Origin of the sequence: Thermocrispum municipale DSM 44069 (assembly GCF_000427825.1) — a bacterium.
Taxonomy (GTDB): Bacteria; Actinomycetota; Actinomycetes; order Mycobacteriales; family Pseudonocardiaceae; genus Thermocrispum; species Thermocrispum municipale.
This window is the reverse complement of sequence record NZ_ATYT01000003.1, coordinates 274,431-300,207: the sequence shown is the minus strand read 5'-3', so window position 1 is coordinate 300,207 and position 25,777 is coordinate 274,431. Positions and strand designations below refer to the sequence as shown.

Here is a 25,777-nt window from a genome sequence, read left to right as displayed (position 1 = left end):
GCATGCGCGTTGCCATCAACCTGCTCACCGACGATCCAGCGCATCCGTCCGGCGCGCACTGGTTCTGGACCCGCATCATCCCGGAGATGGCCAAGCGGCTCACCGAGGACGAGGAGCTGCACCTGCTGGTCAGCCCCACGATGCGGCCACTGCACGAAGGCTATGGACCAGGCGTTCACTACATCACGTTCCCGTGGTCCAACGAACGGCGCTGGCCGCGCACGCTCAGCGAGCATTTGTACGCGCCGGTGCGGCTACCGCGGTCCAAGATCGACGTGTTCAACACGCTGCTGGCGCCGATCGTCAAGCCGGCGCCCGGGCTGGTGGCGCACATCAAGACGCTGCACGCCTACACCACTCCGGGCGCGATCGGTCTGCCTGCGCGGGTCTATCGACGGTTGAGCTACCCGCGCACGGTGCGGGCCGCGGACGCGATCGTGATCAACTCGCAGAGCCTGAAGTCCGAGCTGCTGACCTACTTGGACGTCGACGAGTCGAAACTGCGGATGATCACCGAGGGGGTCGACCACGAGCGGTTCCGGCCAGGCGACCCCGACGAGGCGTGGGACCACCTGCGCAGCCGTTACGGCGTGGACGGCCCGTTCGTGCTGTTCGTCTCCTCGCTGTGGCAGTACAAGAACTGTCACGGGCTCATCGAGGCGTTCGCGCAGGCCAAACCCAAGCTCGGCGATGTGCGACTGGTCGTGGTCGGCGCGGGCCGCGACGAGGAGTACGTGCGCCAGCTGCACGAGCTGGCCGACCGGCTGGGTGTGAGCGACGACCTGATCTGGATCGGGCCGGTCACGCAGGCGGAGACGGTGTGGTTCTACCGCTGTGCGGAGGCGTTCGCCTATCCGTCGTTCAACGAGACGTTCGGGCTGCCCATCCTCGAGTCGATGGCCACCGGCTGCCCGGTCATCACGTCGAACGTGACCGCGATGCCGGAGACCGCGGGCGACGCCGCCCTGCTGGTCGACCCGCACAGTCCCGAGTCCATCGCCGACGCGCTGATCCAGGCCTGCGGTCCGCAGCAACAGCGGCTGCGGGACCTCGGGTTCGCGCACGCGGCGAAGTTCACCTGGGAGTCCACCGCCGAACAAACCCTGCAGGTCTACCGCGAGGTGTACGCGAACCGGAGGTCACGATGAGGATTCTGGTCACTGGGGGTGCCGGGTTCATCGGCTCGCACACGTGCGACGCGCTGGTGGCCCGCGGACACGAGGTCACGGTGCTGGACGCGGTCACACCTCCGGTGCACCGGCAAGGGCGCCCGATGTACGTCACGCCCGGCGTCGACCTCTACATCGGCGATGTGCGCAACCGCGACCTGCTCGCCAACCTGCTGCGCCGGACCGACGCGGTGTACCACTTCGCCGCCTACCAGGACTATCTGCCGGACTTCGCGCGTTTCACCGACGTCAACGTCACGTCGGTGGCGATGCTGTACGAGATCGCGGTCGCCGAACGGCTCGATCTGATGCGGGTGGTGATCGCTTCGTCGCAAGCCGCCGCAGGCGAAGGGCTGTACTGGTGTCCCGAGCACGGTGAGCAGTTGCCTGCCATGCGCCCGGACGCGGCGTTGCAGGCGGCGCGCTGGGAGATCGGGTGCCCGACCTGCGACGGGCCGATGACGGTGCGGCGCACACCGGAGCGCGTGGCGAACCCGCAGAACGCCTACGGCATGTCCAAGCACGCCGCCGAGGTGCTGGCGCTCAACCTGGGCCGCCGCTACGACATCCCCACCACGGCGCTGCGCTACAGCATCGTGCAGGGGCCGCGGCAGTCGGTCTACAACGCCTACTCGGGCGCTTGCCGGATCTTCAGCCTGCACTATCTGCGCGGCTCAGCGCCGACGCTCTACGAGGACGGCCAGTCGTTGCGCGACTACGTCAACATCCACGACGTCGTCGACGCCAACCTGCTGGTGCTGGACGACGACCGGGCGGTCGGTCGGGTGTTCAACGTCGGTGGCGGGGTCGCCTACACCACCGAAGAACTCGCCGACATCATCCGCCGACAGTTCGGCTCCGACCAGCGCGCTCGCGTCACCGGCGAATACCGCTTCGGCGACACCCGGCACATCTTCTCCGACATCGACGCACTCAAGCAGCTGGGCTGGCGGCCGCAGCGCACCCCGGAGGACTCGGTCGCCGAATACGCCGCGTGGCTGCCTTCGATGCCGGATCTGGACGACGTGCTGGCGAGATCACAAGCCACCATGCGCTCGCTCGGGGTGGTACGCACCGTCGCGGGCGGGAGACTCCCGTGAAGGCATTCCTGCTGGCCGCAGGCCTCGGTACGCGGTTGCGGCCGTTGACCGAGCACGTCCCGAAGTGCTTGGTGACCGTGGGCGGCGTCGCTTTGCTGGACATCTGGCTGGATGCCCTGGCCAAGGCCGGGGTCGACCACGTCCTGGTCAACACCCACCACCACGCCGACCAGGTCACGGCGCACGTGGCCGCACGCTCCACAGGACCCACGGTCACGCTCTCCTACGAGCCGGAGTTGCTGGGCAGCGCCGGGACACTTCGCGCCAACCGCGACTTCGTGGCGGGCGAGGACGAGTTCCTGGCGATCAACGCGGACAACCTCACCGATTTCGACCTCGGCCGGCTCGTCGACGCACACCGCGCCCATCGCGCCGCCGATCCGGACACCGTGGCCACGCTGACCGTGTTCCGCGCTCCCGACCCGACCCGGTGCGGCATCGTCGAGCTGTCCGCCGGTGAGGTCCGCGGTTTCGAGGAGAAACCCCGCACCCCACGGTCGGACCTGGCGAACGCGGGCATCTACGCCTTCGCCCCCGCGGCGCTCGACCACATCCCGCCGGACGCCCCTGCCGACATCGGCTACCACCTGCTCCCCCGGCTCGTCGCCGCGCCTGGACGGGTGCGGGCGATCCGGCTCGACGGCTTTTTCATCGACATCGGCACGCCGGACGCCCTGGAGCGCGCCCGGCGGGAATGGCGAGGCACGTCATGATCATCACGCAGACTCCGCTTCGCATCGGCCTGGTCGGCGGCGGCACCGACCTGCCGTCGTTCTACCGCAGGCACGGCGGCCGAGTGCTCAACGCGGCGATCGACAAATACGTCTACGTCATCGTCAAGCAGCGCTTCGACGACGACATCTACGTCAACTACTCGCGCAAGGAGATCGCCCACCACGTCGGCGAGCTCGAACACGAGCTGGTGCGCGAGGCGATGCACATGGCCGGGGTGCACAGCGGGGTGGAGATCACCACGCTGGCCGACATCCCGTCCGCCGGGTCCGGTCTCGGCTCGTCGTCCTCGGTCACGGTCGGCCTGTTGCAGGCGTTGTTCGCCTACCGCGGGCGGCAGGTCAGTGCGGAAGAGCTGGCCGAGCGGGCGTGCGCCATCGAGATCGACCGCTGCCGCAAACCGATCGGCAAGCAGGATCAGTACGCGGCCGCGTTCGGCGGGCTCAACGATATCCGGTTCGGGCCGGGCGACCAGGTCCGGCTGGACCCGGTGACCATGCCGCCCGCCGCGCGGCGCCGCTTGCAGGACGAGCTGTTGTTGTTCTTCACCGGCAGCACGCGCAGCGCCACGACGATCCTGGCCGAGCAGAACGCCAACACCACCGAGAAGATCCCGCAGCTGCAGCAGCTACGGGATCTGGCGGGCGAAGCCGCGGACGGCTTGCGTGCCGGTCACGTCGAGGCGCTCGGCGCGGCGTTGAGTAAGGGCTGGGAGGCGAAGCGGACGCTGGCCTCCGGGGTGTCGAACGCGACCATCGACGCGGCGGTCGAGTCGGCCCTGGCCGCGGGCGCGACCGGAGCGAAGGTGACCGGCGCGGGCGGCGGTGGCTTCCTGCTGGTCACCTGCCCGGTGGAGCGCCAGAACGCGGTCCGCGACCGGCTGTCCGGCATGCGCGAGCTGCCGATCAAGCTGGAACCGGTCGGCTCGCGGGTGATCTTCAACGTGCACCACGACATCTGGGGTTGACGGGTGGCGCACTCCCCGGCCGCCGCGCCGAAACATCAGGACGAGGTTCGCCGACGTGCATATGTGATCTCCCGTGTGCTGGATTTCCGCGACTCCTTGCCCGCGATCCCGCTGAGGCTGCGGCCGCCGGTGGGCGTGGCCGCGGTGCTCGCCGCAACCGTGCTCAGCGCGCTCACCGCCGTGTACGTCAGCGGCCATCGGCTGTGGCCTTCCGACGGTGTGGAGGGCCCCGCCGCCGCCGGCCTGGCGCGCGTCCTCGCGACCCTGGTGGACGCGCTCGGCGAACCCGTCGGCGCGGCCATCGTGCTGCCGCTGCTCGCCGTCGTGTGCTGGCTGCGAGGCCGCAGACGGCTCGCCGTGCTGGCCATGGCGGGGCCACTGCTGACGGTCGGCGTGACCTCGCTGCTCAAGCCGCTGACCGGCCGGATGATCCACGGCGACAACCTGGCCTTTCCCAGCGGCCATACCGGCATGTTCACCGCCGTCGGCCTGATCGGCGGATTGCTCGTCGCCCATCACGTTGCCGATCGTCGCGCCGCCGCCGTGGTCGTGCTGGGCAGCGGGCTGTTGTGCGGTGTTGCCATGGGCTGGGCGCAGACCGTGCTGGTGTCGCACTTCATGACCGACACGGTCGGCGGGTTGTGCGCGGCGATGGTGGTCGTCCCGGTCGCCGGCTGGGCGGTCGACCGGCTCACCGAGGGGACCTGACATGGCGCGCCACACCGCGTGGATCGCCTTGGCCGCCGTGGCGGTCGGTCTCAGTGTCGCCGTCGCTGTCGATCCGGCGGGCGGTCCCCCTGCGGCCGCCCCGCAGGCGCCGGCCACCGAGAAGGCGAAGAAGGTGTGCGGAACCGATGGGCTCGACGGCCCGGCCAAGCCACCGAAAGGGGCGACGGTCGTGCCCGCCGGCGACAACGCCGACTTCGACTTCACCCAGCCCGGCACCACGTACTGGTTCGCCTCCGGCGTGCACACGTTGGGCGACGACGAGTTCGCCCAGATCGGGCCCGGCGACGATGCGTCGTACATCGGCGCGCCGGGTGCGGTGCTCGACGGACGCAAGGTCAACCGCTACGCGTTCGGCGGCCAAGCCTCCGGGGTGACCATCAAGTACCTGACCGTGCGCAACTTCGTGGCGCCGCACAACGAGGGCGTGGTCAACCACGACTCCGGTGATCGCTGGACGATCGAGCACACCACGCTCATCCGGAACAAAGGTGCGGCGATGATGGCTGGATCCGGGCAGCGGATCGTCGGCAACTGCGTCGCGCACAACGGCCAGTACGGCCTCAACGCGTTCCAGGCAGGCAACAAGATCACCGATCTGCTGGTGGAGGGCAACGAGTTCACCGGCAACAACACCGACGACTGGGAAGCGCGGGTGGACGGGTGCGGCTGCACCGGAGCGATGAAGTTCTGGTCGGTCGACGGCGCGGACATCCGCGACAACTGGATTCATCGCAACCACGGGCCCGGCATCTGGGCGGACACCAACAACAACGACTTTTTGATCGAGGACAACCTCATCGAGGCCAACGAGTCGCAAGCGATCTTCTACGAGATCAGCTACAACGCCACGATCCGCAACAACGTGCTGCGGCACAACACGTGGCAGGAGGGCCGCACGTTCGCCGACGAGGAGGACACGTTCCCGGTGGGCACCATCTACCTGTCCGAGGCGGGCGGCGAGCCCCGCGTGCCGGCCAGGACCTCGGTGCTGGAGGTCACCGGCAACGTGTTCGACAACAACTGGGGTGGCGTCGTCGGCTGGGAGAACTCCGACCGGTTCTGCGGCACCAACACCACGTCGGAGTGCACGCTGCTGATCGGCGAGAACGACGGCGCTCGGTGCAGCGGCACGAAGATCAAGCGTGACCCGCTGTACGACGACTGCCGGTGGAAGACGCAGCGGCTGCGGATCCACGACAACCTGTTCGTCTTCGACTCCGACGCCGTCGACGGCGGCTGTCGCCCACGCTACTGCGCGGTCCAGGCGCTGGTGGCCAACGTCGGCACGTGGCCGGAGTGGTCGCCGTACCAAGGGCGCCGGGTGCAGCAGGCCCTCACGTTCCGCCAGGACAACCGCTGGTACGACAACCGCTACCGCGGCGCGTGGCAGTTCGTCGGGTACGAGCCGAGCCGCTACCTGTCGTTCAGTCAATGGCGCGCGGCGCCCTACCGGCAGGACGCCGGCTCGTCGTAGCGGTCAGTCCAGGCAAGCTCGTTGCCCTCGACGACCTGCATGGTCAGGCAGGACTCGTGGTGCTCGTCGGCCTTCTGCAGGTACAGCTTCCGGCCGCCCAGCTTCTCCAGCCGTTCACCGTCGGCTTTACGACCTCGAAATACGCGCGGCACCCTCGGCCACGGTGACGGGCACGGTACGCCCGCACCGGTAACGGGTGTGGCACCGTCGACCGCACCGGTGACGCACCCTCGGCCGCACCGCCCCTCGACCGCACCGCTGACGGATGCGGCCCCCTCGACCGCACCGGCGTCGGCTGCGGCTCAGGCGTATCGGCGGAACACCGGTTTGATCGACCGTCCACCCATCCACGGCGTCGGGTCACCCGCATCGAGCGCCTTGCGGTACACCACGCACGCCTGGGCGACCGCCTCCACGGTCCGGTCGATGTCGTCGTGGCTGAGCGCGTTGCTCACCACGAACGACGGTCCGATGACGCCGTTGCTGATCAGCTGGCGCATGAACAGCGTGCGGTACTGCTGCGACGGCTGCCGGTTCTCGTCCAGCGTGGCGAAGACCAGGGCACACGGCCTGCCTTTGACGACGAGATGGTCGCTCACCCCGTGCGCGTCGGTGACCTCTTGCACCCCGGCCGCCAGCCGCTCGCCCAGCGCGTGCATGTTGCCGACGACGTCCTCCTCGGCGTAGACGTCCATCACCGCCACCGCAGCGGCCAGCGAGTGCGTTTCGCCGCCGTGTGTGGTGGACAGCAGGAAGACCCGCTCGCGGTGGTCGCGCAGGCCGCCGAGTTCCATCACGTCGCGCTTGCCCGCCAGGGCGGAGACCGCGAAGCCGTTGCCCAAGGCCTTGCCGAAGGTCGACAGGTCCGGCACGACACCGTAGAGACCCTGGGCCCCCGACGCCGACCAGCGGAAACCGGTGATCATCTCGTCGAAGACGAGCAGGCAGCCGTACCGGTCGCACAGCCGGCGCAAACCCTGCAGGTAGCCGGGTGGTGGCTCCCGCAGCGCCGCCGGCTCCAGCACCAGGCACGCGATGTCGTCGGGGTGCTGCCGGAGCAGCTCCTCCGTCGCGGCCAGGTCGCCGTACGGGAACGTGACGGTCAGCGAGGCGACTTCGTCGGGGATCCCTGCCGACATCGGCGTGGTGGCCACGAACCAGTCGTCGGTGGAGAAGAACGGCTGGTCATGGCACAGCGCCACCAGCTTGCGGCCGGTCGCGGCCCTGGCCAGTCGCACGGCCGCGGTGGTCACGTCGGAGCCGTTCTTGGCGAACTTCACCATCTCCGCGGTGGGCACTGTGGCGAGGAACCGTTCCGCCGCGATCGCTTCGAGCACGCTCGGCCGCACGAAGTTGCTGCCCCGGTCGAGCTCGCGCCGTACGGCCGCCAGGACCCTGGGGTGGGCGTGGCCGAGGGTCACCGCTTTCAGACCGGAGCCGTACTCGACGTAGCGATTGCCGTCGACGTCCCACACATGCGCACCCCGCCCGTGCGAGATCACCGGCTCCAGGCCTTCCGGGTACTGGTCGGAGCCTTTGGCGTAGGTGTGGGCCCCACCCGGGATCATCGCGTGCAGGCGTTCGTTGAGTTCGGCCGACTTGGGCAGCTCGTGGTTCGCGGTCATCTCGAACTCCTTGCCTGGTGCGGGAACAAGACCTTGTCCAACTGGGCGAACTGCCGGTCCAGTTCGTCGCGGGCTCGGCTGCTGTGCTTGCGCAACAGCGCGGCGTGCTCGGCGCGGCCTTGTTGCAGCTTGGTGAAGCGTTCGATCAGGTCGGACAGCTGGACCGAGCGGGCGGGCACGCAGAACTCACCCATGCCCATGGCGGACATCAACACGTCGTGTTTGTCCGCGTAGCTGACCGACAGGGTGGGTTTACCGAGCTTCAACCCGCACAGCACGTTGTGGTACCGGGTGGCCACCACGGTGTCGACGTTGGCCATCTGCGTCATGAGATCGGTCAGCGTGGTCGCCCGCGGCGCGCCGATGCTCGCGGCTTTGTCGGGGCGGTAGCGCAGCGCGTCCGACAGCACCTCGATCCGGACGTCGTCGTCTTCCTTGTCGCCGAGGAACAGCCGCACGTCGTAGCCGGAGTCGAACAACCAGCGCACGAACTGCTTCATCGTCTCCACGTAGTTGCGATGCAGCTCGGCCGCTTGGCGCCGGTCCTCGTTGCCACCCCGGTAGGCCATCAATCCGACGCCGACGCGTCCGGCTGGATTCCTGGTCGGTTTCGGAGACGGCAGCGCGAACACCAGATCCGGGTACACCTCGTCGTGCGACACGTCGACGCCCAGGCTCTCGACCGCGGCGCGTGACATGGCGTCCCGATAGGACCGGTAATCGGCGAGCTTGGTGCCGTACGCGAACAGCGACCGGGTGACGCGCTCGCGCAGCATATTGGCGCCGATGCTGACCAGGGCCACCTTGGTGCCGAACGGCTTCGCCGCCACGCCGAGCCAGAACAGCGAGTACGGGAACGCCCACGGCCGCACCGGAGTGGTCGTCTCCAGCACGCCCATGCCCGGCACGATCACCACGTCGTACTTGCGCACCCACGCGAACGTGCGGAACGGGTCGAGCAGCTTGCCGAGAATCTTCATCGCCGCTCCGGCGAGCCCGGTCGTCGAGCCGGCGTGCGCCTCGTACCACTGCATCGACGTGGCCGGGGCCCCGTAGCGGGCGGCCGCCTCCTCCGGCCCCATGCAGAAGAAGCCGAGTTGGACGTTGGGATGCCTGCCCTTCAGATGGCGCACGACGGCCTCCAGCGAGCCGTCGTTGCCCAGATTGCCGGAGCAGAGGATTCCGAACAGGCCGATGCGGACGGCTTTGTCGGGCGTCGGCCGACGGGAGCGTCGGAGAGTGGTCACGATGCCTGCTTCTGCACAGCGACGGGGGGTGGGGGCGGGAACGGCACGGCGCACGCCTGCCCGGCGGGCCAGCCACTGCATCAGGTAGCGGTAGCACGTGGCACGGTCGGCCGTCGACAGCGGAGCCCGCTGGATGGCGCGGACCAGCCCGGCCAGGAACTCGGCGTACAACCGGGCGGTGGACTGTTCGCCTCGCCGCGGCTCGAGCTTGGCGGCCACTTCCGGCACCGACCCGGAGTTCTCGATCCGGCCGGGATGCTCGCGCCGGTAATAGAGCACCTCCGGAACCTGGTGGAACGCGCCGTGCAGGGACAGTTCCATGACCAGCTTCCGGCCCGCGTTGTGGTAGCTGGCGTGCGGTGGAATCCGGCGCAGCACGCTGGTCCGGATCACCCCGTAGAAGTCGTCGCCGCCCTCGGTGAGCAGCAAGCTGCGGAAGCGTTCCGGCGCCGACGGCGAGTCCGTCGCCAGCGTGTAGTCGAACGTGTCGATGACGTCGCCGTTCTCGTCAGCCGTACCCATGTAGGCGTGTGCCAGCACGACGTCCGGCTTCTCGTCGAGGGCCTGTACGCAGCGCCGCAGCAGGTCCGGGCCGTAGAGGTCGTCGTGCGAGGCCCATTTGAAGTACTCCCCGCGCGCGTGCCGGACGACCATCGCGTGGTTCGGCCCGGCGCCGATGTTGACCGGCTGCCGGAGGTACCGGATGCGCGAGTCGGCAGCGGCGTAGGAGCGGCAGATCTCCGGCGTGCTGTCGGTGGACGCATTGTCGGAAATGATCAGCTCGAAGTCGGCAAACGTCTGCGACAACAGCGCGTCGAGCGACTGCGCGAGGTAGTTCTCGCCGTTGTACACCGGGAGCCCGACGCTCAGACGGGGTGCGGCAGTCATGGGGTCCTCATTTCGTGGTGCTCTCGACCGGAACTTCGGATTGGGGTACGTACTCGGCCAGGCCGACGGCGAGCTGCCACCACCACGCGGCCGCGCCGAGACCGAGCGCGATCGCCACCCCCCACGCGGAACCGGCTGCTCCCCCGAGGGCCGCCCCGGCCAGGCCTGCGGACAAATAGGCGCCTGCGGTGATCAGTTGGGCACGCAAGCTGCGCCGGGCCGCTCCGAGCGCCCGCACACCCGCGGCGGCCCCGTTCATCAAGCCGGCGAACGCCACATCGAGCGTCACCGGGACGATCAGCTCGGAGGCCGGCGGCCAGACGTCGCCGAGCACGAGCCGCCCGATGTCGTCGTTCACCAGCACCAGCAGCGCAACGCCCCACAGCAGGGAGGCGCCTGCTTGGATGCCGCCGAGCCATCGGCAGAACGACAGCAGGTGTTTGCTGCCGCGCCGCAGCATGCGGGACGCCTCGGGCACCGCCACCAGGCTCAGCCCCATCAGCACCGCGAGGAACGGTCCGAGCAGCAGCTCGGCGCCGCGGACCGCGCCGACGTCGGCCAGCCCGGCGATGGCGCCGAGGCCGTAGGCGCGCAGCTGGGTGGCTCCGCTGATGCTGACGTTCTCCACCAGGTAGCGCGGGCCGAGTTCGCGATGGTCCCGCAGCCAGGTGCGGGTTCCTGCCCACGCAGGTCGCAACCCGGTCTGCCACCAGCCGTAGCCGGCGGCGACCGCGGCGGACGCGCCCCACGCCAGCAGGAAGGCAAGCATCCGGCCGTCCAAAGCCGCCAACACCATCAACGGCAGCAGCGCGATGCCCCGCACCATGTCGTTGGCGAACGCGCGCCTGCCGAGACCTGCGGCGAAGAAGGCGAACCGCCAGCTGTCCTGCAGCATCAGCGCGGGCAGCACGATGCCCAGCCCGACGAACGCGGGCCCGACCGAACCACCGACCGTGGCACCCAGAATCAGCCCCACCCCGACGCAGAGCGCCCCGGCGGCCACACCCACTTGCAGCGCGGTCGCCGCGGATCGGGACACCGCGACACCCCACCGCGCGGTCGCCGCCCCGCTGAAGCGGACCACGAGCGGGTCGGTGGACAACCCGCGCGAAATGTTGAGCACCACGGTGTAGGTGACCCAGGCCAGGCTGAACACCCCGAACTCGACCGGCCCGAGCGCCCGTGCGACCACGACGCCGACGGCGAAATTGGTCATGCTGGACACGGCCTGGTCGGCCAGGCCCCAGGTCAACCGGATGACGGTGCTCATCGTCTGCTCACCGACTGCTCACCCATCCCCTCGCTTCATCCACCGCGCTATCGCCCGATCCCCGCGTATCTGGCCACCGACGACGCCTCGAGCACCCGCCTGCCGTCCACGACCAGTGGCTTCGCGTCGAGTTCGGCCAACAGCCCCGGCAGCGCCTGGTACTGCTCCCACTTGGTGATCAGCACCACGGCATCGGCGCCTTTGACCGCCACCGCGAGATGCGTGCTGTGCGTGACTCCGGGCGAGTCGGCAACCGCCTCGGCGCCGACCACGGGGTCGTGCACGACCACGTCGGCGCCCTTGTCGCGCAGTTGCCTGATCACCGGAAAGGCGGGGGAACACCGCGTGTCGTCGGTGTCCGGTTTGAACGCCAGTCCCAGGACCGTCACGCGACGCCCGGCCAAGCCGCCCAGCTCGTGCTCGACGATGTCGACCAGGCGCGACGGCTGGTCGTCGTTGACGGCCGCCACCGCCTGCAACACCCGCAGCGGCGAGCCGACTTGATCGCCCAGCGCGGTCAACGCGGCCACGTCCTTCGGCAGGCAGCTCCCTCCGTAGCCACAGCCCGCCTCGAAGAACGAGGCCAACCCGGCGCGGCCGGGGGCGTGCGACGTCAGGTAGCGGGACAAGTGCACGCCGCGCATGACCTCGGTGGTGTCCACCCCGCCCAGGGCCGCCCCGAGGTTGGCCAGCTCGTTGGTGAACGAGATGGCCGTGGCGAGCATGGCGTTGGACGCGTACTTGATCATCTCGGCGGTGCGCGCGTTCGTCTGCACCAGCGGCACACCCGTGAACTCCGCGTACACCTCGCGCAGCGCCGACAGTGCGAGGTCGTCGCCACCGATGACGACGCGGTCCGGGTACAGGAAGTCGGCCACCGCCTGCCCCTCGGTGAGGAACTCGGGGTTGGCGCCGACACCGAAGTCCTCACCCGGCCGCAGCCCGGATGCCTCCGTCAGTGTCGCGGTGACCAGTTCGTCGGTCGTCCCCGGAACCACCGTGCTCTTGACGATCACGCTGTGCCCCGGCCGCAGCGCCGCCCCGACCTCCGCGGCGGCAGCCTGCACGAACGAGGTGTCGATGCTGCCGTCCGGCCGTGACGGCGTGCCGACGCACACGAAGATGACGCTGCTGGCAGCGACGGCGTCGACGATGTCGGTCGTGGCAGTGAACCGCTCCCCCGCGTGCCGGGCGAGGAGTTCGTCCAGGCCTGCTTCGACGATCGGGGCTCGGCCCGCGTTGATGGCCTCGACCCGCGCGGCATCCACGTCGACGCATACGACGTGATGCCCGTGCTCGGCCAGACCCACTCCGGTGACCAGACCGACGTAGCCGGCTCCGACGACGGCGATGCGCATCATTGCTCCGTCCCGCCGGGGTTGCCGGCATACCAGCGCAGCGTGCGGCGCAGTCCGTCCTCCAGGTCGACCCGTGGCCGGAAGCCCAGGCCGCGCAGCTTGGTGATGTCCGGGCAGCGCCGGTTGGGGTTGTCGATCAGGTAGGCCGACTCCGGGCTCGGCTCGTGGGTGACCGACGGGCGCACCCCGGTGAGCTCCTCGGTGACGCGCGCGATCGTGGTGGCCAGCTCGAGCATCGAGATCTCCGGGCCGTCGATGCCCACGTTGTACGGTTCGCCGTCACCGCCGCGCAGCAACGCCAGGTAGTAGCCGGTGACCGCGTCGGAGACGTAGCAGAACGTCCGGCGCGGTGTGCCGTCCGACCGCAGCACCAGGTCACGTCCGGCGAGCGCGTCCCGGCACAGGTCGGCGATCACTCGGCCGTCGGTGATCTTCATGCCGGGGCCGTAGTTGTTGAAGGGCCGTGCCATGCGCACCGGCACGCCGTACTGCTGCGCGAAGTTCACGCACAGTGTCTCGCCGTACCGCTTCGATTCGTCGTAGCAAGCGCGCGGGCCGGTGCAGGAGACGAACCCGCGATACGTCTCCGGCGTGGGGATGGCCGACGGCTCGGGGTCACCGTAGATCTCGCTGGAGGAGAAGAACAGCATCCCCTCGAACCGGGCGCCGGCGGCCAGCCGCTCGCGGGCGTAGTCGAGCAGATTGCGCAGCCCGGTGATGTTGGCGTCCATCGTCTCGATCGGGTGCGCCCGGTAGTACGTCGGTGACGCGATACCCGCCGCGTGGATGACGTAGGAGAACTCCCCCATGTCGCCCGGGAGCGGTTCTCGCACGTCGTGCGGCCGTAGCGTGACATCACGCCGCACCGCCAGCCGGTCCAGCCACGGCGGCACGCCGCGGATGTAGTTGTCGAACACCGTGACGTCGATCGGCGCCAGATCAGGGTTCTGGTCGTTCCACGCCAGCGGCAGCTGCACCAGGTAGTAGCCGAGGAAGCCGGCCCCGCCGGTGATCAGCAGCCGTTGCCCGGACAGGCGCGCCAGGTCGGCACCGGCGGCCGCCAGATCGGCCAGCATCGTGGTCAGATCGTCGGCGCGTACCTCGTCGGCCCGGAAACGGTCGGTCACGCTGGGCGCAGTCATGTGTCAGGACCCCTTCGTCGCGGTTTTCTTGCTCGTCTCGATCACCCGGGGCGCAGGCTCCAGCACCACCCAGCGGCCACCCCTGCGCTCGATCTCGGGCAGCCGGGCACGGATCTCGTCGAGCATGTCGGGCACGAACAGCACTACGTCGTCCGGAGCGAGGCTGACCAGCTCGTCGGGCGAGATGATCGGAACACCGACGCCGGGGAATCGCCTGCCTTGTTTGGCTTCGGAGGCATCGGCCACCGCGGGCAGCAGGTCCGGTCCGATGCCCGCGTGGTTGAGCAGCGGCACGGCCCGGGAGGCAGCGCCGTAGCCGAGCACGGTGCGGCCGTGGGACTGCTCGTCGGCCAGCCATCCGCGTAGCGCCAGCGCGGTCTCGTCGGCCGCGGTCGCCAGCGCGCGCAATTCGCCGAAGTCCTCGACCCCGGCGGCCAGCTCGTCGTCGATGAGATGCCGCACGGACGGGCTGATCGACCCCTGACGGCGCGCGGCCAGCAACACCGTTCCGCCGTAGAGGTCGAACCACCACGCGGCCACGGTGCGCAGTCCGACCCGGGCGAGCATGCCGACCAGCGCCGGGGTGGACAGATACACCGGGTGCCCGTGCCGGATGGCGTTCCACTGCCGCTTCCGCAGCACCGCGGCCAGCGAGTGGAACTGGACCAGCAGGACGCCGTCCGGCTTGAGTTCGTCAACCCGTTGCTCCAGCGCGGCGTTCTGGTCGGCGTCGTGCATCAGCCCGAAGCTGTCCACCACCACGTCGACCGGTCGGCCGGGGTCGGTCGCCGGGCGGATGCCGCGCTCGTCGAGCAGACCGAGCCACGACCCACCGTGCGGACTGCCGTGCTCGAGCGCCACGCCCTCGGACGGCAGCAGTCCGGCCGCGTGCACCGCGGCCACGGCCTGGCGGGCCTGCCGCACCAGCGCCAGCGGTTCGACGCCGCGCGGCTCGTCCGGCTCGGTGGGGTCCTCGGCCAGCTGGGCCAGGTGGCAGCGGCGGCACACCCACAACCTGAGCGGGTAGACCGGATCGGTCTGCGCGGCGTCGGCGTACGGGAAGTGGTCGCACGCCGGCTGCATGCCGAGGTCGGCCACGACCTCGCCGTTCGTGCTGCCGCAGAACCGGCAGCGGATGTCGGTGCTCACGACGCACCTACCCGCAGCGAGAGCTTGGGCGCGTGGAACGCCTCGGCGTAGCGGTCGCCGGACTGCACGCCGCGGACGCGCGCCAGCCCGCGGAAGGCTTCGTCGTCGAACCAGGTCCGTCCGCGCTGGGAGCCGTAGTGCCGGTGCAGGATGTCCAGCTTGTCAGCCAGCACGGTCTCCGGCAGCGACACGTACAGGTTGGGCTGGGCCAGGTCGCCGTCCCACTTGAGGATCTCGTAGCCCAGCGCCTGGTGTGCCCGGAACACCGTGGGCACCAGCTTGGCCAGTGTCCGGTGGTCCTGGTGCGCGTCGTGCGGAGCGGGCGCCAAGATCAGGTCCGGGTCGCAGCGCAGCCGCAACGCCTCCAGCGCGTCCTTGGCGCGGGTCCAGTGCGCGGGCACCCGGCCGTCCGGCAGATCCAGCACCATCACGTCCAGTTCGGCCTTGGCGCACAGCGCGGCGAGCGCCATCCGCTCCTCGGCCTCCCGCGCGGTCCCTCCCCCGCACAGCACCACCGCGCTGACCTGCAGTCCTGGGTTCGCCCGGCACAGCTGGAGCACCGTGCCGCCGCAGCCGATGGCGATGTCGTCGCAATGTGCCCCGAGCAGCAGGAGGTGATCCACCCGCCCGAGGCTCGCCTGCCCGGTCACCGCTCGGTCAGCTGCAGCGCGGGCAGCTGCTGGGGTTCGGGATGCCGGGGCGGCGGGTCGGCCCGACCCTGCTCCCACAGCATCCAGGGACGGTTACCGGCCGCGTAGGCGGCGTCCAGCGCCGCGCGTTCCTTCACCGTGTCCGCCGCTTGCCAGAAGCCGCGGTACGGGTAGGCCAGCAGGCGGCCACGCTTGGCCAGCTCGGTGCACACGTCACCGACCAGGTCGCCGTCGGGCGGCAGGTAGTCGAAGATCTCCGGCCGCAGCACGAAGTACCCACCGTTCTCCCACAGCGGCATCGTGGAGACCTCGATGATCTGGTCGACGCGGGATTTCTCGCCGAGCTGCACCACGTGGAACGCCGACTGGGGCGGCACCGCGAGCAGCGACGCCCCGGCGTCCGCGGCGGCGAACCGGTCGATGATGTCCGGCAGGTGCGCATCGGTGAGCACGTCGGCGTAGTTGGCCAGGAACATCTCCTCGTCCTCGACGTAGGGACGCACCCGCCGCAGCCGCTCCCCGATCGGCGAGTCCAGACCGGTGTGCACGAACGTGATGGTCCAGTCGCTCATGTCCGACGTGAGCATCTCGACCTCGCCGTCACGCAACACGAAGTCGTTGGAGGCGGTCTCGGAGTAGTTGAGGAAGAACTCCTTGATGTGGTCGGCCCCGTAGCCGAGACACAGGACGAAGTCCTTGTGCCCGAAGTGCGCGTAGTACCGCATCACGTGCCAGATCAGCGGGCGGGGACCCACCATGGCCATCGGCTTGGGCAGCGCGGACACGCCGTCGCGCATGCGCATGCCATAACCGCCGCAGAACAGAACGACTTTCACGGCGATACCTCCACAATCTCCAGCCGCGGGATGGCGTAGACCAAGCGGCCACCCCACCCGCCGACGTAGGCCAGTTGTTCGGTGAGTTCCTCGCGCAGGTTCCAGGGCAGCACCAGCACGTAGTCGGGCCGGTCATGGGCGATCCGCTCCGGCGGCAGGATCGGGATGCGCGTGCCCGGGGTGTAGCGGCCGTGCTTGTACGGGTTGCGGTCCACCGTGTAGGCCAGCAGGTCGGTGCGGATGCCGCAGTGGTTGAGCAGCGTGTTCGCCTTGCCGGGCGCGCCGTAGCCGACGACGCGCTGACCCTTCTCGGCGGCCTCGATCAAGAACCGCGACAGATCGCGCCGGACCTTCGCCACCGCGGCGCCGAAGTTGGCGTAGCCGGACAGTTCGTGCAGGCCCGCGGCCTTTTCCGCGGCCAGCACGTCGGCCACCCGGCTGGTGGGTTCGCCGGCGACCTCCTGCGGCCGCGCCCACAGCCGGATGGACCCGCCGTGGGTGTCGATCAACTCGACGTCGACCAGTGCCAGCCCGCCGCTGGCCAGCGCTCGCTGCGCCGACGCCACGGTGTAGTACTGGAAATGTTCGTGGTAGATCGTGTCGTACTGGTTGAGCTCGATCAACGTGAGCAGGTGCTGCACCTCGATCGAGACCCACCCGTCGTCGGCGACCAGTGCACGCAGTCCCTGCGTGAAGCCGACGACGTCCGGAATGTGCGCGTAGACGTTGTTCGCCACGACCAGGTCCGCGGGCCCGTGCTCGGCGCGGAGCTCGGCACCGGACTCCGGAGTGAGGAACTCCGTCACGGTCGGGACGCCTTTGCCGCGGGCGGCTTCGCCGACGTTGACCGACGGTTCGACGCCGAGGCAGCGGATGCCGCGTTCCACCACGTGCTGCAGCAGGTATCCGTCGTTGCTGGCGACCTCCACGACGAACGACTCGTCACCGAGGCCGAGGCGGTGGACGGCGTGGGCGACGAGCTGCCGGGCGTGCGCCACGTAGGAGTCCGAGTACGACGAGAAGTACGCGTACTCGGTGAAGGTGTCCTCCGGGGTGATGAGTGGGGGAAGCTGCGCGAGCAGGCAGTCCGTGCACACCCGCAGGTGCAGCGGATAGGTCATTTCCGGCTCGTCCAGCTGGTCCGCGGTCAAGAACAGTTCGCACGGCGGTGTTGCGCCCAGGTCGACCACGCCGGCCAGCGCCGAGGATCCGCACAGTCGGCAGCTCGTCATGTCAGTAAGCCCCCTCGCCGCCGATGACGGCCCGTAGTGTCTTCCACAAGATCATCAAGTCGAGTGCCAGCGACCAGTCCTCGACGTAGCGCAGATCGAGCCGCACGGACTCCTCCCACGACAGTTCGCTGCGGCCGCTGACCTGCCACAACCCGGTCATTCCCGGCTTGACCAGCAGCCGGCGCCGCACGCTCGGGGCGTACTTGGCGCTCTCTTCCGGCAGCGGTGGCCGCGGGCCGACCAACGACATCGAGCCGCCGAGCACGTTGAACAGCTGCGGGAGTTCGTCGATCGAGTAGCGCCGCAGGATCCGGCCGACCCGGGTGACGCGCGGGTCGCGGCGGAGCTTGAACAGCAGGCCCGCGCCCTCGTTGACCTCGATCAGGTCGGCGCGCATCCGCTCGGCTTCCGGGACCATGGTGCGGAACTTCAGCACGGTGAACGGCACGCCGTCCTTGCCGATCCGCTGCTGTTTGAACAGCACCGGTCCGCGGCTGTCGATCTTGATGGCGAGGGCGGTGAGCAGCATCAACGGCGACAACAGGATCAGCAACAGCAGCGAGCCGACCCGGTCGACGGCGGATTTGACCAGCCGGGAGAACCCGGTGAACGCGGGCTCGCTCACCCGCAGCAGCGGCATGCCGAGCACCCCGGAGATGTGCAGCCGCGGCCCGGCGACCTCCATCAGGCGCGGCGCGATCACCATCTCGGTGCCGGTGCCCTCCAGGTCCCATGCCAGCCTGCGCAGCCGCTCGGGTGTCCAGTACCGGTCGGGCGTCACCGCCACGATGCGGTAGCCGCCCCGCTTGACGTGTTCGGCGACATCGGAGAACCGGCCGACGACCGGAACGCCGTCGATCTCGGCCTTCTTGTCGGTACCGCCGTCGACCGTGCAGGCCGCGGCCACCCGCCACCCGACGTGCGAGGCCTTCGTGGTGCGGTCGATCAGGTCGCTGATGGATTCCGGTGTCCCGGTGGCCAGCACGGGCAGCAGACATCGTCCTTGCCTGCGCCGGCGGTGCAACCACCGTCTGGCGAGATAGCGCTGAGGGAACACCAGGGCGGCGATCGCCGGAACGACCACGAACACCCACAGCCGCGCACCCGCCGGGCTTCCCGCGGCGAGCAGCGCGGCATTCAACGCGACGATCGAGGCGAACAGGCCTTTGCCCAGCCTGCCGAACTCCTCGGGCCCCTGGCCGAGCACCACCGGATGCCAGACGCGGCTGAGCCCGAACGCGAGCATGACCGCGCCGACGGTCAGCAGCTCGAGCGTGACCAGGACGGGCAACCCGAACAGCGGGGTCACACCCCAGTGCGGATGACGCATCTCCATGATCGCGCCGACGACAACGACGACCACGATGGTGGCGACGAAGTCGGCGAGGATGATCCACTGCCGATAGCGCGGCTCCCACGCCGCCGCGGGCGGCCGGAACGAGCGCGAGTAGAAGGCTTCTCGATTCAGCCGCGACTCGGTCTGCACGGTCGGCGCGGAGGAATCGACATGGTCACTCATTCGCCACGCCCCTTCCGTCCGGCCCGCGCTGGTGACAGGACAGCGCGCAGCCCGGTATCAGCCACCTGTGGAATCCCGACGGCGAACCGAATCCCGAACACCCGAGGCTCACCGTCTTGCCTGCCCACAGATTCGCCGGTTCACCCGAAAGAGTTACGGGAGCAGAAAACGGATTTTCCGGATGATTAGGGCAACGTCGGATGCGGGCGTGGCCGACCGGCGCAGATCTACACCTTGGCCTGCGACACCTTGATGGCGCCGCGCCTCTGTGGGGTGTGCGGCGTGCGCGAGCAGGCGGTGACCAAGGTCCCCAGCCACAGGTGACCGACCCGGAGCAAGCCAGGTCGTGCGGCTACTCAGGGTGACTGGCGTGCCCCACGCGTCGCCGACCGCGCGGCACCCCGGGCACCTCCCGCGTCAGGCGCGCCCAGGGCCTGATCACTTGGCGGTCGGTACGGCCACCGGACACCGGCCCGCTGGCAGCCGAACCGTGCCCGCGCCAAGCGCATCCAGAGCTTGATCACTTGTCCGACTGCACTCGCCGGCAGCGTGTTGCTGACCGCCTGGCGGTCGAACCACGCCGCGTCAGGCGCGCCCAGGGCCTGATCACTTGGCGGTCGGCACGGCCACCGGGCCGCGCACCTTCCAACCGACACGTGCCCCTGTCAGGCAGGGCCCGCGCTCGGCCACGCGTCCGCCAGCAGCTTGCGGGTCTCCCCCAGCAGCTGCGGCAACACCTTGGTGTGACCGATCACCGGCATGAAATTCGAGTCCCCACCCCACCGCGGCACCACGTGCTGGTGCAGATGGGCGGCGATCCCCGCGCCACTGACGTAGCCCTGGTTCATGCCGATGTTGAACCCGTGCGCATTGGACACCGACCGCACCACCCGCATCGCGGTCTGCGTCAGCTCCGCCACCTCGACGGTCTCGTCCTTGGTGAGGTCGGTGTAGTCCGCGACGTGCCGGTACGGCACCAGCATGAGGTGCCCGGGGTTGTACGGGTACAGGTTCAGCACCGCGTACACCAGTTCGCCTCGAGCGATGATCAAGCCTTCGTCATCGTCCATCTCGGGGATGCGGCAGAACGGACAGCCCTGCGGCTCGTCGCCGTCCGGCTTGTTCTCGCCCTTGATGTAGGCCATCCGGTGCGGCGTCCACAAACGCTGCAAGGCGTCCGGGACGCCGACACCGTCCTGTACCTCGTGCGCCCCGCTGTGCTGCATAACCTTGATCGTAAGTCAGCTCAGCGGGACGTTCTCCGCCGTCGGGGAGGCGTTCTCCCGGCGGGCGATCCACTCCACGATGGCCTTCACCGCGGTGTCCACCGGCACGCCGTTGACCTGCGAGCCGTCCCGGAAGCGGAACGACACCGCGCCCGCCTCGACATCCTTGTTGCCCGCCAGCAGCATGAACGGCACCTTGTGCGTGGTGTGCGTGCGGATCTTCTTCTGCATCCGGTCGTCACTGACGTCCACCTGGACCCGCACACCGTGCTCGCGCAGCTTGCTCGCCACGCTCTGCAGGTGCTCGATGTGCTCGTCGGCGATCGGGATCCCCGCCACCTGGACGGGAGCCAGCCACGCCGGGAACGCGCCCGCGTAGTGCTCGGTGAGGATGCCGAAGAACCGCTCGATCGAGCCGAACAGCGCCCGGTGGATCATGATCGGCTGCCGGCGGGAGCCGTCCGGCGCGGTGTAGCGCAGGTCGAAGCGCTCCGGCTGCTGCAGGTCGACCTGCAGCGTGGACAGCTGCCACGAGCGGCCGAGCGCGTCGGTGCAGTGCACGTCGATCTTCGGGGCGTAGAACGTGCCCTCGCCGTGCCCGATGCGATACGGCAGGTCGGCCCGCTTCAGCGCCTCCTCCAGCGCGGACTCGGCGCGCTCCCAGTCCTCCAGCTTGCCGTAGTACTTCTCCGGCCGGGTGGACAGCTCCGCGGTGAACTCGGTCAGGCCGTAGTCCCGCAGCAGGTTCAGCACGAAGTCCAGCAGGTTCGCCAGCTCGTCCTGCAGCTGGTCCGGCGTGCAGTAGATATGTGCGTCGTCCTGCGTGAAACCGCGGACCCTGGTCAGCCCGTGCACCACACCGGACTTCTCGTACCGGTAGACCGAGCCGAACTCGAACAGCCGCAGCGGCAGCTCCCGGTAGGACCGCCCACGCGCCCGGAAGATCAGGTTGTGCATCGGGCAGTTCATCGGCTTCAGGTAGTAGTCCTGGCCCGGCTTGCGCAGCGTGCCGTCCGGGTTGTACTCGGCGTCCAGCTGCATCGGCGGGAACATCGCGTCGGCGTAGAAGCCCGCGTGCCCGGAGACCTCGTACAGCTTCGCCTTGGTGATGTGCGGCGTGCTGACGAACTCGTAGCCCGCGCGCTCGTGCGCCTGGCGGGAGTAGTCCTCCATCGCCTTACGCACCACACCGCCCTTGGGGTGGAACACCGCCAGCCCGGATCCGATCTCGTCGGGGAAGCTGAACAGGTCCAGCTCGGCGCCGAGCTTGCGGTGGTCACGCCGCTCCGCCTCGGCCAGCAGCTCGAGGTACTCCTCCTGCGCTTCCGGGGACTCCCACGCGGTGCCGTAGATGCGCTGCAACTGCGGGTTGCGCTCGTCGCCCCGCCAGTAGGCGGCCGCCACCCTGGTCAGCTTGAACGCCGGGATGTGTTTCGTCGTCGGCACGTGCGGGCCGCGGCACAGGTCGCCCCACACCGTCTCGCCGGTGCGCGGGTCGACGTTGTCGTACACCGTCAGCTCGCTGCCGCCGAGCTCCATCACCTCGGAGGTGTCCACCTCCTGCTGGTCGGCGCCCTTGAGGTCGACCAGTTCGAGCTTGAACGGCTCGTCGGCCAGCTCGCTCTTGGCCTCGTCGACCGACGGCAGCACTCGGCGGGAGAACCGCTGCGCGGACTTGACGATGCGCTTCATGCGCTTCTCCAGCCGCTGCAGATCCTCCGGGGTGAAGTTGTGGTCGATGCCGAAGTCGTAGTAGAAGCCGTCCTTGACCGGCGGCCCGATGCCCAGTTTGGCCTCCGGGAACTCCTGCTGAACGGCCTGCGCGAGCACGTGCGCCGCCGAGTGCCGGATGACGCTGCGGCCCTCGTCGGTGTTGGCCGCGACCGGCTCGACCTCGACGTCGGTCTCCGGCGTCCAGGACAGGTCGCGCAGCACGCCGTCGGCGTCCCGCACCACGATGATCGCTTCCGGGCCCTTGCCGGGTAGTCCGGCCTCCCGGATCGCGCTGCCCGCCGTAGTGCCCGCCGGCACCACCACACGCTCGGCGGGTGCAGCTGCGGGCGAGTACGGCTTGGACACGATGACTCCTCGAACGATGCGAATCACTGAGAACTGTTGATGCGGTACTGCGGATGCTAGTCCCCGGCCCCAACGCATTACTCACCGTGTCCACCGTTTTCGACGGCCGGGCCGCACGGCAGCCGGGAAAGACTTTCCGCCTCCGCCGTTGAACCGAACATCCTTCACGTTCGTTGTGCGGGATGGTCAGCCAGCAGACACGAAAAGGGACCGCGTGTGCGGCCCCAAGGGGAGGACATTCGGCATGAGCGCCAAGCAGCTCACGAAGCGGACAGCCACCGTTGCCTCGGCCGGTGCGTTGGTCGCGGTCGGGATGCTCGCCACCGCTGGATCGGCCGCGGCGAGCCCCGCACCGGCACCCGGCGAGATCACGGTGTGCGCCGCGGGCCAGCACCTCGCGCTTGTTCATCTGCCCGGCCGCGACACGACGACCGGCTTGGTCGCTCCCGGCCAGTGCGACACGCTCGGCGGTCTCGGCACCAGCGAGCAGCCGGAGGACATCGTGGTCATGGGCGGCGACTACAGCGACTTGAGCGAGATCGGCCGCGAGTCGTTCCGGCCGAGCAAGGGAGCGGTCGTCACCACGTACGGCACGGTGGGCGACCTGTCGTACACGATCACGCACGGGTGACGGAGGAGCGAGCCGGCCGCGCCGCGCAAGGTGCGCCGCGTGGCGGGTCTGCTCGCTGACCCCGTCCTGCCGGCGACGACGCCAGTGGCGCCTCAGCCGCGCTGCATCGCCTTCATCTTGGTGATCTCCGCCGTCTGCGTGGCGATGATCTCGTCGGCGATCTCCTGCACCCGGGTGTCCGAACCCTTGCGCTGCACCTCACGGGACATCGTCAGCGCGCCCTCGTGGTGGGTGATCATCAGCTTCAGGAACAGCTCGTCGAACTTCGCCCCGCTGGCCGCGGCCAGCTCGTCCAGCTGCTTCTGGGTGGCCATGCCCGGCATGCCTTCGTGGTCGCCGTGCGAATCGGGCATGCCGTGGTGGCCGCCGTGACCGTGCCCCTCCTGATACCCCTTGGCGCCGGGCACCATGAGTGGCTCGTGACCGTGGCGCTTCAGCCACAGGTTCATCATGCCGATCTCCGCCCGCTGCGCACCGGCGATCCGCTTCGCGATCCCCTTCACCGGACCGGAGGCCGCGCGCGTCTTGGCCAGGTCGGTCATCACGACGGCCTGCGAATGATGCATCACCATGTCGCGCATGAACGCGACGTCGGCCTCGTTGGCCTTGCTCTTCGGCACCGCGGACTTCGCCTCTTCCGGCGAGAGTGTCTTGTTGTCCTCGCCCGGCTTGCCCGGCGCGATCACCGACGGCCCGGACGTCCCGGCCTGGCCGCCACCATCACCCTCGTCGCCGGTACAGGCCGGCACTGCCAGCACCGCGGCCACCAACGGCACGACGATCCACCTACGCACCGAATACTCCTCCGACTCCCGCGCCCGCGCGACCGTGCGCGGCTCGCACAGCCTTGTCACACGACCGTGCCTACGTCAATAACGCGCACGCAATTGTCGCGGCAACGACATTTCACCACGGCCCGGACACAACATTTCGCAGAATCGGCTCCTTGCGCCGAGACCGAACACTGAATCGCCCCGCCCCACCGGAGACAGATTCGCAATCACCTTAAAGAGTGCACATCGGACAACGTCGACCGACGATCTGCCGCAGGTCGAACCGTGAGTCGATCACGGGCCGTCACCGAATCCGGCGTCACCTCGACCGCAATGGGTGTTCACCCGATGAGATGGATCGCGCATTCACCGGCCATGTGCGCCAAATGTGTCGGAGTATCGACAACTGAACCGAAAAAGTCGCGCGATCGAGTCCCCTTTAACGGTACCGTGCGCAACGGAAGTCGGCGCCGAACCGTCGACTGTGGGAGAAGGGCGACATACCGTGACAGGCACCCGTACCCGACGTTGGCGTGCCGCCGCGCTCGCCGCAGCGCTTGGCGCATCGCTGCTGAGCACGACATTAGGCACATCGTCCGCCGTGGCAGAGCCGTCCGGTCCTGCCCCGGACGAGATCGTCACCAGCCCCAACATGAAGCACGTGGCCAACGTGCCGTTCCAGGAGCCGCTGGCTGACGGTGCGGTCGGCACGGATATCGCGTTCAAGAACGGTCACGCGATCGTCGGCAACTACAACGGGTTCACCATCTACAACATCAAGAACCCGAAGAAGCCGAAGATCGTGGCCAATGTGCTGTGCCCCGGCGCGCAGAACGACGTGAGCGTCTACAAGAACCTGCTGTTCTTGTCGGTCGACGCGCGGCGCAGCGACGACTCGTGCAACTCCGAGCCACAGAACGACGGCACCAAGCCGTACTGGGAGGGCGTGCGCATCTTCGACATCTCCGACATGCGCAACCCGCGCTACGTCAAGTCGGTGGAGACGAAGTGTGGCTCGCACACCCACACGCTGGTTCCTGGCAAGTTCAAGAGCCACGTCTACCTCTACGTGTCGTCGTACGCACCTTCCGAGTCGCTGTCCAACTGCCAGCCGCCGCACGACCTGATCTCGATCATCAAGGTGCCGGTGCACAAGCCGACCAAGGCCGAAGTGGTGGCCACGCCGGTGCTGTTCCCGGACGGCGGCTTCCCGGGTGACCCCGAGTGGGACATCAACAAGCCGGGCGGCGTGCCGACCGAGGGCTGCCACGACATCACCGTGTACCCGTCGAAGAACCTGGCGGCGGGCGCCTGCATGGGTGACGGTGTGCTGATGGACATCACCGACCGGGAGAACCCGAAGGTGATCGACCGGGTGACCGACGCGGAGCACTTCGCGTTCTGGCACTCGGCCACGTTCAGCAACGACGCCTCCAAGGTCGTCTTCACCGACGAGCTGGGCGGCGGCGGCGCGGCCACCTGCAACCCGGAGATCGGCCCCGAGCTCGGCGCCGACGGCATCTACGACATCGTCGGCAAGGGCGACGAGCGCAAGCTGGTGTTCCGCAGCTTCTTCAAGATCGATCGCGAGCAGACCGACGAGGAGAACTGCGTGGCGCACAACGGCATGCTGCTGCCGGTGCCCGGCAAGGACATCATGGTGCAGTCCTGGTACATGGGCGGCACCGCGGTGTGGGACTTCACCGACTCGTCGAACCCGAAGCAGATCGGTTACGTCGAGCGTGGTCCGGCCGCGAACCCTGAAGAGGGCGGCGGTACGTGGTCGTCGTACTACTACAACGGCTACATCTACTCGTCCGACCTCGGCAAGGGCTTCGACGTCCTGCGCATCGACGACAAGATCACCGACCCGGCCAAGAAGGTCCGGACCAACGTGCTCAACGCCCAGACGCAGGAGCACTACCGCGAGCGCTGATCTCGCACCGATCGACAGATCCAGTCAGGGGCGTCTTCCCTCGGG

22 protein-coding genes are annotated in these 25,777 nt (G+C 68.9%); 8 read left to right on the top strand and 14 right to left on the bottom strand.

The genetic code is table 11. The features are described from left to right. Window positions 1-2 precede the first annotated feature (2 nt). The 6 genes from YWM_RS0101385 (at window position 3) to YWM_RS0101360 (ending at window position 6,171) form a co-directional block, all read left to right on the top strand. On the top strand, window positions 3-1,148 hold the full coding sequence (locus YWM_RS0101385; RefSeq protein ID WP_028849193.1) for a glycosyltransferase family 4 protein: 1,146 nt from the start codon (window positions 3-5) through the stop codon (window positions 1,146-1,148). Further along, window positions 1,145-2,269 carry an NAD-dependent epimerase/dehydratase family protein gene (locus tag YWM_RS0101380; protein WP_028849192.1) on the top strand — a complete coding sequence of 375 codons (1,125 nt, stop codon included), beginning with the start codon at window positions 1,145-1,147 and terminating at the stop codon, window positions 2,267-2,269. Before YWM_RS0101385 ends, YWM_RS0101380 begins: the two co-directional genes overlap by 4 nt. Further along, the gene (locus YWM_RS0101375) at window positions 2,266-2,982 is read left to right on the top strand and encodes a nucleotidyltransferase family protein (RefSeq protein ID WP_028849191.1); all 717 of its coding nucleotides are present in this window, start codon (window positions 2,266-2,268) and stop codon (window positions 2,980-2,982) included. The genes YWM_RS0101380 and YWM_RS0101375 overlap by 4 nt, the downstream gene beginning before the upstream one ends. After that, window positions 2,979-3,968 (top strand): GHMP family kinase ATP-binding protein, encoded by a 990-nt coding sequence (locus YWM_RS0101370; protein WP_028849190.1) that lies wholly within the window; start codon window positions 2,979-2,981, stop codon window positions 3,966-3,968. The genes YWM_RS0101375 and YWM_RS0101370 overlap by 4 nt, the downstream gene beginning before the upstream one ends. A gap of 63 nt (window positions 3,969-4,031) precedes the next feature. Beyond that, window positions 4,032-4,676 (top strand): phosphatase PAP2 family protein, encoded by a 645-nt coding sequence (locus YWM_RS0101365; RefSeq protein WP_052344440.1) that lies wholly within the window; start codon window positions 4,032-4,034, stop codon window positions 4,674-4,676. A gap of 1 nt (window position 4,677) precedes the next feature. After that, window positions 4,678-6,171 carry a right-handed parallel beta-helix repeat-containing protein gene (locus YWM_RS0101360; RefSeq protein ID WP_028849188.1) on the top strand — a complete coding sequence of 498 codons (1,494 nt, stop codon included), beginning with the start codon at window positions 4,678-4,680 and terminating at the stop codon, window positions 6,169-6,171. On the opposite strand, the gene YWM_RS0101355 is transcribed toward YWM_RS0101360, so the two are convergent. From YWM_RS0101355 to thrS, 13 genes are all read right to left on the bottom strand, one after another. After that, on the bottom strand, window positions 6,144-6,323 hold the full coding sequence (locus YWM_RS0101355; protein ID WP_028849187.1) for a hypothetical protein: 180 nt from the start codon (window positions 6,321-6,323) through the stop codon (window positions 6,144-6,146). The two genes, YWM_RS0101360 and YWM_RS0101355, sit on opposite strands and share 28 nt — an antisense overlap. Window positions 6,324-6,473: 150 nt before the next feature. After that, window positions 6,474-7,796 carry a glutamate-1-semialdehyde 2,1-aminomutase gene (locus YWM_RS0101350; protein ID WP_028849186.1) on the bottom strand — a complete coding sequence of 441 codons (1,323 nt, stop codon included), beginning with the start codon at window positions 7,794-7,796 and terminating at the stop codon, window positions 6,474-6,476. After that, window positions 7,793-9,931: a polysaccharide pyruvyl transferase family protein gene (locus YWM_RS26725; protein ID WP_245565877.1), complete on the bottom strand. Its 2,139-nt coding sequence runs from the start codon at window positions 9,929-9,931 to the stop codon at window positions 7,793-7,795. Before YWM_RS26725 ends, YWM_RS0101350 begins: the two co-directional genes overlap by 4 nt. Window positions 9,932-9,938: 7 nt before the next feature. Continuing rightward, window positions 9,939-11,201 (bottom strand): MATE family efflux transporter, encoded by a 1,263-nt coding sequence (locus tag YWM_RS21690; protein ID WP_052344439.1) that lies wholly within the window; start codon window positions 11,199-11,201, stop codon window positions 9,939-9,941. A gap of 47 nt (window positions 11,202-11,248) precedes the next feature. Next, on the bottom strand, window positions 11,249-12,559 hold the full coding sequence (locus YWM_RS0101330; RefSeq protein WP_028849185.1) for a UDP-glucose dehydrogenase family protein: 1,311 nt from the start codon (window positions 12,557-12,559) through the stop codon (window positions 11,249-11,251). Next, window positions 12,559-13,701, bottom strand: coding sequence for an NAD-dependent epimerase/dehydratase family protein (locus YWM_RS0101325; RefSeq protein ID WP_211232402.1), 1,143 nt, complete (start codon window positions 13,699-13,701; stop codon window positions 12,559-12,561). The genes YWM_RS0101330 and YWM_RS0101325 overlap by 1 nt, the downstream gene beginning before the upstream one ends. Before the next feature lie 3 nt (window positions 13,702-13,704). Beyond that, the gene (locus tag YWM_RS0101320) at window positions 13,705-14,850 is read right to left on the bottom strand and encodes a class I SAM-dependent methyltransferase (RefSeq protein ID WP_028849183.1); all 1,146 of its coding nucleotides are present in this window, start codon (window positions 14,848-14,850) and stop codon (window positions 13,705-13,707) included. Continuing rightward, a complete protein-coding gene (locus YWM_RS0101315) occupies window positions 14,847-15,473 on the bottom strand; it encodes a PIG-L deacetylase family protein (protein ID WP_028849182.1) in 627 nt (208 codons plus the stop codon). The genes YWM_RS0101320 and YWM_RS0101315 overlap by 4 nt, the downstream gene beginning before the upstream one ends. A gap of 23 nt (window positions 15,474-15,496) precedes the next feature. Further along, window positions 15,497-16,336, bottom strand: coding sequence for a sugar phosphate nucleotidyltransferase (locus YWM_RS21685; protein WP_052344438.1), 840 nt, complete (start codon window positions 16,334-16,336; stop codon window positions 15,497-15,499). After that, the gene (locus YWM_RS0101305) at window positions 16,333-17,568 is read right to left on the bottom strand and encodes a class I SAM-dependent methyltransferase (protein WP_028849181.1); all 1,236 of its coding nucleotides are present in this window, start codon (window positions 17,566-17,568) and stop codon (window positions 16,333-16,335) included. The genes YWM_RS21685 and YWM_RS0101305 overlap by 4 nt, the downstream gene beginning before the upstream one ends. A gap of 1 nt (window position 17,569) precedes the next feature. Continuing rightward, the gene (locus tag YWM_RS0101300) at window positions 17,570-19,087 is read right to left on the bottom strand and encodes a sugar transferase (RefSeq protein ID WP_084612122.1); all 1,518 of its coding nucleotides are present in this window, start codon (window positions 19,085-19,087) and stop codon (window positions 17,570-17,572) included. A 665-nt stretch (window positions 19,088-19,752) separates the two neighbouring features. Continuing rightward, the gene (locus YWM_RS0101290; RefSeq protein WP_028849179.1) at window positions 19,753-20,313 is read right to left on the bottom strand and encodes an HIT family protein; all 561 of its coding nucleotides are present in this window, start codon (window positions 20,311-20,313) and stop codon (window positions 19,753-19,755) included. Window positions 20,314-20,328: 15 nt separating this feature from the next. Then, a complete protein-coding gene (gene thrS, locus YWM_RS0101285) occupies window positions 20,329-22,392 on the bottom strand; it encodes a threonine--tRNA ligase (protein WP_028849178.1) in 2,064 nt (687 codons plus the stop codon). Between the two features lie 244 nt (window positions 22,393-22,636). Here thrS and YWM_RS0101280 point away from each other — a divergent pair, with 244 nt between their 5' ends. Next, window positions 22,637-23,023 carry a hypothetical protein gene (locus YWM_RS0101280; protein WP_028849177.1) on the top strand — a complete coding sequence of 129 codons (387 nt, stop codon included), beginning with the start codon at window positions 22,637-22,639 and terminating at the stop codon, window positions 23,021-23,023. A gap of 92 nt (window positions 23,024-23,115) precedes the next feature. Here YWM_RS0101280 and YWM_RS0101275 read toward each other — a convergent pair whose 3' ends face one another. Continuing rightward, window positions 23,116-23,817 carry a DUF305 domain-containing protein gene (locus tag YWM_RS0101275; RefSeq protein ID WP_028849176.1) on the bottom strand — a complete coding sequence of 234 codons (702 nt, stop codon included), beginning with the start codon at window positions 23,815-23,817 and terminating at the stop codon, window positions 23,116-23,118. 580 nt (window positions 23,818-24,397) lie between these two features. Between YWM_RS0101275 and YWM_RS0101270 the strand changes: the two genes are divergently transcribed. Further along, window positions 24,398-25,732, top strand: coding sequence for an LVIVD repeat-containing protein (locus YWM_RS0101270; RefSeq protein WP_425426449.1), 1,335 nt, complete (start codon window positions 24,398-24,400; stop codon window positions 25,730-25,732). The last annotated feature ends 45 nt before the right edge of the window (window positions 25,733-25,777 follow it).

What these genes read in the sequence shown, in the direction of transcription:
- YWM_RS0101385 (WP_028849193.1), top strand. Translation starts at nt 3, where the DNA reads ATGCGCGTTGCCATCAACCTGCTCACCGACGATCCAGCGCATCCGTCC.
- YWM_RS0101380 (WP_028849192.1), top strand. Translation starts at nt 1,145, where the DNA reads ATGAGGATTCTGGTCACTGGGGGTGCCGGGTTCATCGGCTCGCACACG.
- YWM_RS0101370 (WP_028849190.1), top strand. Translation starts at nt 2,979, where the DNA reads ATGATCATCACGCAGACTCCGCTTCGCATCGGCCTGGTCGGCGGCGGC.
- YWM_RS0101360 (WP_028849188.1), top strand. Translation starts at nt 4,678, where the DNA reads ATGGCGCGCCACACCGCGTGGATCGCCTTGGCCGCCGTGGCGGTCGGT.
- YWM_RS0101350 (WP_028849186.1), bottom strand. Translation starts at nt 7,796, where the DNA reads ATGACCGCGAACCACGAGCTGCCCAAGTCGGCCGAACTCAACGAACGC.
- YWM_RS26725 (WP_245565877.1), bottom strand. Translation starts at nt 9,931, where the DNA reads ATGACTGCCGCACCCCGTCTGAGCGTCGGGCTCCCGGTGTACAACGGC.
- YWM_RS21690 (WP_052344439.1), bottom strand. Translation starts at nt 11,201, where the DNA reads ATGAGCACCGTCATCCGGTTGACCTGGGGCCTGGCCGACCAGGCCGTG.
- YWM_RS0101330 (WP_028849185.1), bottom strand. Translation starts at nt 12,559, where the DNA reads ATGCGCATCGCCGTCGTCGGAGCCGGCTACGTCGGTCTGGTCACCGGA.
- YWM_RS0101325 (WP_211232402.1), bottom strand. Translation starts at nt 13,701, where the DNA reads ATGACTGCGCCCAGCGTGACCGACCGTTTCCGGGCCGACGAGGTACGC.
- YWM_RS0101305 (WP_028849181.1), bottom strand. Translation starts at nt 17,568, where the DNA reads ATGACGAGCTGCCGACTGTGCGGATCCTCGGCGCTGGCCGGCGTGGTC.
- YWM_RS0101300 (WP_084612122.1), bottom strand. Translation starts at nt 19,087, where the DNA reads ATGAGTGACCATGTCGATTCCTCCGCGCCGACCGTGCAGACCGAGTCG.
- YWM_RS0101290 (WP_028849179.1), bottom strand. Translation starts at nt 20,313, where the DNA reads ATGCAGCACAGCGGGGCGCACGAGGTACAGGACGGTGTCGGCGTCCCG.
- YWM_RS0101280 (WP_028849177.1), top strand. Translation starts at nt 22,637, where the DNA reads ATGAGCGCCAAGCAGCTCACGAAGCGGACAGCCACCGTTGCCTCGGCC.